This is a genomic window from Corynebacterium sp. (assembly GCF_012837295.1).
Classification (GTDB): Bacteria; Actinomycetota; Actinomycetes; order Mycobacteriales; family Mycobacteriaceae; genus Corynebacterium.
This window is the reverse complement of sequence record NZ_DURI01000031.1, coordinates 1-7,406: the sequence shown is the minus strand read 5'-3', so window position 1 is coordinate 7,406 and position 7,406 is coordinate 1. Positions and strand designations below refer to the sequence as shown.

Genomic DNA, 7,406 nt, shown 5'->3' with positions numbered 1-7,406 from the left:
GCTAGTGGCCCAGGGCCACGACTCCCCGGCGGATCGCTTGCACGGCCTGGGTGGCGTTGTCTCGGATCTCCTCGGAGTACCCGGTGTGCCGGACCTGCGACAACAGATCGACCACCTGGCGGCACCAGCGAACGAAGTCACCCGGCGTCAGCTCAGCCCCGGCCTCCTTCGCCGCCGACAGGCAGTAGCCCAACGGCGCGCCGGCGGTCCACTGGTGGATCGCAGTGGCGAAGGCGAGGTCGGGCATCCGCGTCATGGGCAGGCGGTGGCGCTTTTCGTCGGCGGCCAACTCCTGCCAGATCCGGTACGTGTCGGAGATCGCGGCGGCCAGCGGCTCGGTGGGCACCTCGTCGGAACCCTGCGTGGCCTTGCGGTTTTCGAACACCAGCGTCGACACGGCACCGGCCAGCTCGGCCGGGTCCAGCGAATCCCAGATGCCCCGCCGCAGGCACTGGGCGGCGAGCAGGTCGGAGCCGTTGTGGATCCGCGCCAGACGCTCGCCTTCCTCGGAAACGTACGGCTCACCGGGGGCGCGGCCCTCACCGGGGGCACCGCCCTTACCGACCGCGCGGCCCTCACCGACCGCACCATCTCGATCGACCGCACCGCCCTCGCCGGCAGCCCCCGACTCCCCCGCCTCGGGCCACTCGACGTAGTCCATCTCGCCGAGCAACTCCAGCACGCGATCGAAGGTGCGCGCCAAAGTGTCCGACGCAGCCGACACGCGCCGCTCCAGGGTCGTCACGGTGGACTGGGCGCGTCGCAAAGCATCCGCATCCCGGGCCACCGACTCCACCGCAGGGTCGCCGTGCAGGGGGTGATCGCGCAGCTCGCGGCGCAGGCGCTTGAGCTCCGGCGAGGTGACCGCGGTGCGGCGGCGCAGGCGCTTGGGCCCGCGGATGCCGTGGCGCTCGATCTCGGAGCGGATGATGCTCACCGCCCGCTTGGGGTGGCGCGCGGCGTCGCCGGGGACCTTGACGCGGCCGAGGACCTCCGGCGCGCTGGGGAACGCGTCGGCGCCGATGCGGCCGGTGAAGCCGCCGACGCCGACGAACGTCGGGCGCGGATCGCTCGCCGAATTGTCCTCACGCACCACCACCGCCAGCTGGGCCTTCTTCCCCACGGGCACGGCGATGACCTCGCCGCGCCGCAGCCGCCGCAGCACGGTGACGGTCTCGGTGTGGCGGTCCTCGATGTTGCGGCGCTTGGCGGCCTTCTCCTCGGCGGAGATCGTCGAGCGCAGCTCCAGGTACGCGAGCAGCCCCTCGACGTCGCCGCCGGCGTCGCCCATTTCCGCCTTCAGCTGCGCCACGCGGGCGCGGGCGCGGTCGAGCTCGGCCACGTCCCCGACGACGTCGCCGTCGGCCTGGAACTGGGCGAAGGACTTCTCCATCATCTTCCGCGCCTCGGCGTGACCGAGCGTGCGCAGCAGGTTGATGGACATGTTGTAGCCCGGCGTGAACGTCGACACCAGCGGGTACGTGCGCGTCGAGGCGAGCCCCGCGACCCACTTCGGGTCCATCGCGGGCGCCCACTGCACGACGGCGTTGCCCTGCGTGTCGATCCCCCGTCGCCCCGCACGGCCCGTCATCTGCGTGTACTGCCCGGGCGTGAGGTCGACGTGCGCCTCGCCGTTGTACTTGACCAGCTTCTCCAGCACCACGGTGCGCGCGGGCATGTTGATGCCCAGCGCCAGCGTCTCGGTGGCGAAGACGACCTTGACCAGGCCACGATTGAAGAGCTTTTCGACGATGTGGCGGAAAGCCGGGAGCATCCCCGCGTGGTGTGCGGCGAATCCGCGGACCACCGTTCGGCGCCAGCGCCGGAAGCCGAGCACTTCGAGGTCCTCGGGCGGGATGTCGGCGACCCCGGCGTCGACGATGGCGGCGATCTCCTCCTGCTCGGCCATGTCGGTGAGTTCCATTCGGGAGGCGCCGAGCTGCTGCAGCGCGCCCTCGCAACCGGCGCGGGAGAAGATGAACACGATCGCGGGCAGCATCGAGCGCGAGCCGAGCAGCTTGACCACGTCACCGCGGCGCGGCGGCCGCCACTTTTGCGTTTCCTCCCGCTGGTTCCACTGGTGGCGGGCGAATTTCCCGCCGCCGAGGTAGTCGCCGCCGCCGGAGTCGTCGGCGCCGCGGCGGCCGCGCGATCCGCCGCCGCCACGGAATCCGCGATCGCCGGGACCGCCGCCCCGGCCGCCCCGGCCCCCGCGGCCGTCGTCATAACCGGATTCGGCGCGGGCGGCGGCGTCGAGCAGGTCGCGGTTGACCTCGGTGCCGCCGGCCTCGAACAGCGGATACAGGCGCTGGCCGACGAGCATGTGCTGGCTCAGCGGCACCGGGCGGTGGTCGGTAACGACGACCTCGGTGTGGCCGCGCACGGTGGACAGCCAGTCGCCGAACTCCTCGGAATTGGACACCGTCGCCGACAGACCGACGAGCTTCACCGACTCGTCGAGATTGAGGATGACCTCTTCCCACACCGGCCCGCGCTCGCGGTCGGCGAGGTAGTGGATCTCGTCCATGACCACGTGGCTCAGGCGGTTCAGCGTCGGCGACTGTGCGTAGAGCATGTTGCGCAGCACCTCGGTGGTCATGACAACGACGTCGGCATCGCCGTTGCGCGACACGTCGCCGGTGAGCAGCCCGACCTTCTCCTCGCCATAGACGGCGACGAGGTCGTGGTACTTCTGGTTGCTCAGCGCCTTGATGGGCGTCGTGTAGAAACACTTGCCGCCATCGGCGAAGGCCGCGCGGATGGCGAACTCGCCGACCACGGTCTTGCCGGCGCCGGTGGGGGCGCACACCAGAACTCCGCGCCCGGCCTCGATGGCGCGGCAGGCGCGGAGCTGGAAATCATCGGGGGCAAAGCCCAGGTCGGCGATGAAGTCGTCCAGAAGGGTCATGCGTCAAGGGTGTCACAAAACGTGCCCCGGGACCGGCGGCGGTCCGGTGGGCGCGCCGTCATGCGCCGTATGCCGACAACCCCACCGCGATGACGATGACCGGCGACGCCAACGGCAGGATCGCCGCCAGACCGAGGGCGATGCTGCGGGTGACGTGCGCGAGATAGACCACCGCAGCACTGATGGTGGCCAGAGTGCCCGCCACCGCCCACAGCGTCCAGCCTGTCCAGGCATTCGGCAGCGTCCACCCGATGTAACCGACCGTCATGCCGATGAGGACCAGGCCCCATCCGACGACCAGCTGCCGCAGGCGCTGCTCCGCCTTGGTCGGCGTCATCGTCGAGGTCATGGCTTCTCCGTCCCCGGCGGACACGGTGCTAGCGGCCGGGCCCGGTGCGCCTCTTCCGTGGTCGTGGCGGAGAGTCTTCCGGGGCCATGCCCGACGGTCAATAGTGGGGACCGAAAACGAGGGTAAGGCATGTCAATCATGGTTCATGGCGTTGATATGAGAAAAAGCTCCGCCCCCACGCGGCGATGCGTGGGGGCGGAGCGTATTCGGGGTGCGTATACGGGGTGCGTACACGGGACGCTCATAGGAGCCGCGTCCACGCCGGTGCCCGTCGTAGGCTGCGGCCCGGCTACAGCACGTCGTCGAAGTCCGAGCCGGAACGCGTGGACAGGTCCGGGGTCACCTCGGCCGGTGGTGCCGCGGGCGGAGCCGGGCGCGAATTGCGCGTCGGCCGCGTCGTCGGGCGGGGCGAGGTGCCCGCCGGGCTCGGCGCGCCGACTCCGCCCGGACCCGAAACCGGGGCGGTGCGGCCTACCGGCGCCGTGCCGCCGACGGCACCGGACGCGGATACCGGCGCTGGGGCGTCGATGCCGCCGAGCTGTCCGATGCCCCCGGACGCCGCGATCGGGCCGGACGACTTATCGTCGTCGAGGTCGAGCCAATCGGGCCGCTGCTTGTCGCGCCGGCGGTCGTTGATGCGGGTGAACTGGATCGCGACCTCCATGAGCACCGTCAGCGACAGCGCCAGCACCATCATCGACACCGGGTCCTGGCCCGGGGTCATGAACGCGGCGAAAATGAACAGCAGCAGGATGATCAGGCGCCGCTTGTCCTTCATCGTCTCGTAGTGCAGGACACCGACTACGTTGAGCATGATGATGAACAACGGCAACTCGAAGCTGACGCCGAAAATCAGGATCAGCGCGAGGATGAAGTTGAAGTACTGTCCACCGGTCAACGCGGCGATCTGCGCGTTGTCGCCGATCTGGAGCAGGAACTCGAGACCGTAGGCGACGACGAAGTACGCCAGGACTGCACCGGCGGCGAAGAGCAGGGCCGCCGCGGTCACCGCGATCAGCGTGTTGCGGCGTTCCTTCCGCACGAGGCCCGGCGTGATGTACGCCCAGATCTGGTACAGCCACCACGGCGCCGAGAGGACCAGACCAGCCAGGGCACCGACCTTGAGGCGCAGCATGAACATCTCAAAGGGGCTCGTCGCCAGCAAGCGGCACTCCCCGCTTTCAGCGCCGCCGAACCTCTGTTCCGGCGGCAGCTGGCAGTACGGCTCCTTGAGGATCTCGCCCAGCGACATGACGTGCGCGGGTCCAAAGGTCCAATCGCCGAAGGGAAGGCGCCACGGGCCGAGCGTGAAGGACAGCTGGTACCAGGTGAAGCCAATTATGGTGCCGACGAGAATGCCCGCGAGGGCTTTGAGCAACCGGGAGCGCAGCTCCTGGATGTGCTCGACGATCGACATGACGCCCTCGGGGTCCCGCTTCTTGCGTTTGCGGAGCCGGGGGCGCTGTACGGTTTCCGCCACCACTTATCTAGCGCTGGTCGTCGAGGTTCGGCTGCTGCACGTGCGGCGGGACCTGCTGGGCCTGCGGCGTCTGCGGAGCCTGCTGGTACTGCTGCGGCTGAGCCTGCGGCGGCTGCTGAGCGTACGGCTGCTGCGGCTGAGCCTGCGGCGCCTGCTGGATGGCCTGCTGCTGCGGGACCTCCGGCTGCTCGTCGTCGTGCTTCATTTCCTTGACCTCGGACTTGAAGATGCGCATCGAGCGGCCCAGGGAACGGGCGGCGTCGGGCAGCTTCTTGGCTCCGAAGAGCAGGATCAGGACGACTGCGATGATGATGAGCTCGGTGGGGCCGAGATTCGGCATCCGCTTCACCTTTCGGGCTGTATTCGAAGTTCGGTGTTCGAAATTGCGTGTTCGAGATTGCGTGGGCGGGTTCGTGGACCGGGCCGGTTCACCCGTCGACAGGGACCTCACCATACGCGCGAAGCCCCGCGCGTGCTCGGTCCGCCACGGCCTTGTGCAACGATACCGGGTCGATGGCCTTCACGCCCGGCCAGCGGCGGAGCAGGAACCCCACGGTCCGGTCGGCGTTGGTCGCCGGCACCCACGCCGGGTATGGGCCGCCTTCCGGGAAGTCCTCGTCGTCGGCGTCGTGGGCGAAGGCCACGGGGTCGTATTCGGCGACCCACGTCGAATCGGCTCTGACCTCCACGGCGGCCCATGCACCGCCGTCGCGGAGGAATCCGTGGGGATCGTTCGCGTCGAACTCCGGCGCGTCGTGCCACCGGGCGTACTCGCCGGTTTTCGCGGCCGCGAGCATCCGGTCGATTCGGAAGGACTTGACGACGGTCTCGCCGGCGCCGCTTCCGTCATCGACGCGGTCGACCGCCTTGAGATAGGGGTCGTCCTCGATCATCACCAGGGTCACCGGGTCGACGCGGCGCACGCCCCGTTCCCCCGACGCCGAGCGATAGTCGAGTTCGAGGACCTTCCGCTCGGCGATCGCCTCGCGCACGGTGGCGAGGATCTCCGCATGGGCCAAGTCCACGGTCGCGTGCGGCGTCGTGTCGGCCACGGCGGCGCGGCCGGTCGCACCGGCGCGCAGTTTCGCTGCAGCAGACCGCGCGATGTCCGGGTCGCGCTGCATCGGCGACGATTCGAGGGTTTCCAGCGTCAGAAGCATCGCCGACAGTTCTTCGGGAGCCAACTGGAGTGGCTCGGCGAGCAGCTCGGCCGCCGGCGTGACCCGCGCCGAGAGCCCCTTGATCCGCACCTCGAACGCGGCCGTGCCGGGCAGCCCCGGCATCTCCAGTTGCGCCAGGAAGTCCAGCGCCTCGCGCAACTGCCGATATTCGATGCCCAGGTCCACGGAGGCCTCGGTCAGTTGCCGTTCGTCGGCGAAGTACGGCACCAGCGTCAGCGTCCGCAGCCAGGACAGTTCGGGCACGTCCTTGTCGCTCATCGGCGCTCCTCCCCATTCGGCGTTGCGTCGTCGGCTTCATCGTCTGCCGCGACGACGGCGCGCAGCGTTTCCACGATGCGGTCGCGCACGTCCTTCGGCTTGATAACGATCAGATCGCCGGCGTGCTCCAATCCGGCGTCGACCAGTTCGGCGGTGGTCGCCGGCCCTATTTCCCAGGTCCCGTCGCCGAGATCGCGGGCGGAGGCCAGCACGTCGGCGCACGCCCGCGGGTCCGCGCCGTCGGCGAGCTTCACGACGGCGGTGACCGGCGCCGCTCCCCTGTTCAGCGAGCGTTCCGCGATGTCCTGAAGATTCTCCGCGGGAATCGGCCGCGTGGCGTCGGCGTCGGTGACGGTGACGTCGACCATGCGGGTCATGCGGTACGTCCGCACGTCTTCCCGGTCGACATCGTGGCCGACGACGTACCAGCGGCCCTTGAGGTTGACGATCGCCCACGGCTCGATGGTGCGCAGGACCTCTTCGGCGAACAGCTGCGGCGCGAAGTAGAACTCCACGCGTTTGCGCGGCGGCTGGATGGCGCGGGTGAGGTCGGCGAACTGGGCGCCGTCGAGGCTGACCCGGTCGCCGAAGATGACGGTGCCGCGGTCGTCGGCGAGGTTCGAGCGGCGCGCGATCGGCGCCAATTTCGCCCACGCGCCGGTGGTCAGGTCCTTGAGCGAATCGTCGTCGAAGGCCACCAGCGACGCCATGGCCAGGGCTTCGGATTCCTCCTCGGTGAAGCCCGGATCATCGGTGCGGAACGACGACCGGTCGAGGGTCAGGGTGCCGTTCCTGGCGTCCCACTCGACGCGGATGCCGGCGGCGGCGAGAGCGGGGACGTCGTCGCGCAGGTATCGCGCGGCCGATTCTTCGCTGACGGTGTTGTACCCGCGGACGGTGCGCAGGATCCAGTCCTCGCGCAACCCCGCAGGATCATCGGCCAACGCGGCCAGCAGGCTCACGCGCCGGATGCGGACGGCCGAGTACCGGGCATCCCCATCCGCGGGTCGGGGCGCTGCGTTCATCCGGCGTTCCCTTCGGTGGTTCCTTCGGTGGTTTCCTCGGTGGTTCCTTCGGTGGCTGCTCCGTCGGAGGTGGTTCCGAGCGACTCCAGGTGCGCGACCAACGCATCGACCTCCGCGTCGGCGGTGGCGAAGGGATCGTCGACGACGACCATCTGCGGGTCCTCGCCGGAGACCTTCAGGTGCGTCCAATCCACCACCGTCGCGG

7 protein-coding genes are annotated in these 7,406 nt (G+C 69.5%); all 7 read right to left on the bottom strand.

Translation table 11 applies throughout. The features are described 5' to 3' along the window. Window position 1: 1 nt before the first annotated feature. Window positions 2-2,908: a DEAD/DEAH box helicase gene (locus tag GX015_RS01000; RefSeq protein WP_291342112.1), complete on the bottom strand. Its 2,907-nt coding sequence runs from the start codon at window positions 2,906-2,908 to the stop codon at window positions 2-4. A gap of 58 nt (window positions 2,909-2,966) precedes the next feature. Beyond that, window positions 2,967-3,257, bottom strand: a complete 291-nt coding sequence (locus GX015_RS00995) for a hypothetical protein (RefSeq protein ID WP_291342111.1) — start codon at window positions 3,255-3,257, stop codon at window positions 2,967-2,969. A gap of 289 nt (window positions 3,258-3,546) precedes the next feature. After that, on the bottom strand, window positions 3,547-4,674 hold the full coding sequence (tatC, locus tag GX015_RS00990; RefSeq protein WP_155871088.1) for a twin-arginine translocase subunit TatC: 1,128 nt from the start codon (window positions 4,672-4,674) through the stop codon (window positions 3,547-3,549). A gap of 70 nt (window positions 4,675-4,744) precedes the next feature. Next, on the bottom strand, window positions 4,745-5,077 hold the full coding sequence (gene tatA / locus GX015_RS00985; RefSeq protein WP_102212888.1) for a Sec-independent protein translocase subunit TatA: 333 nt from the start codon (window positions 5,075-5,077) through the stop codon (window positions 4,745-4,747). A gap of 88 nt (window positions 5,078-5,165) precedes the next feature. Then, the gene (locus GX015_RS00980) at window positions 5,166-6,176 is read right to left on the bottom strand and encodes a WYL domain-containing protein (RefSeq protein ID WP_291342109.1); all 1,011 of its coding nucleotides are present in this window, start codon (window positions 6,174-6,176) and stop codon (window positions 5,166-5,168) included. Next, window positions 6,173-7,201, bottom strand: a complete 1,029-nt coding sequence (locus GX015_RS00975) for a WYL domain-containing protein (RefSeq protein WP_291342107.1) — start codon at window positions 7,199-7,201, stop codon at window positions 6,173-6,175. The genes GX015_RS00980 and GX015_RS00975 overlap by 4 nt, the downstream gene beginning before the upstream one ends. Beyond that, on the bottom strand, window positions 7,198-7,406 hold a 209-nt coding region (locus GX015_RS00970; RefSeq protein WP_291342106.1), incomplete at its 5' end, for a hypothetical protein. The genes GX015_RS00975 and GX015_RS00970, both read right to left, overlap by 4 nt.

Coding starts and splice junctions, on each gene's coding strand:
- GX015_RS01000 (WP_291342112.1), bottom strand. CDS start 2,908: ATGACCCTTCTGGACGACTTCATCGCCGACCTGGGCTTTGCCCCCGAT.
- tatC (WP_155871088.1), bottom strand. CDS start 4,674: ATGTCGATCGTCGAGCACATCCAGGAGCTGCGCTCCCGGTTGCTCAAA.
- GX015_RS00980 (WP_291342109.1), bottom strand. CDS start 6,176: ATGAGCGACAAGGACGTGCCCGAACTGTCCTGGCTGCGGACGCTGACG.
- GX015_RS00995 (WP_291342111.1), bottom strand. CDS start 3,257: ATGACCTCGACGATGACGCCGACCAAGGCGGAGCAGCGCCTGCGGCAG.
- tatA (WP_102212888.1), bottom strand. CDS start 5,077: ATGCCGAATCTCGGCCCCACCGAGCTCATCATCATCGCAGTCGTCCTG.
- GX015_RS00975 (WP_291342107.1), bottom strand. CDS start 7,201: ATGAACGCAGCGCCCCGACCCGCGGATGGGGATGCCCGGTACTCGGCC.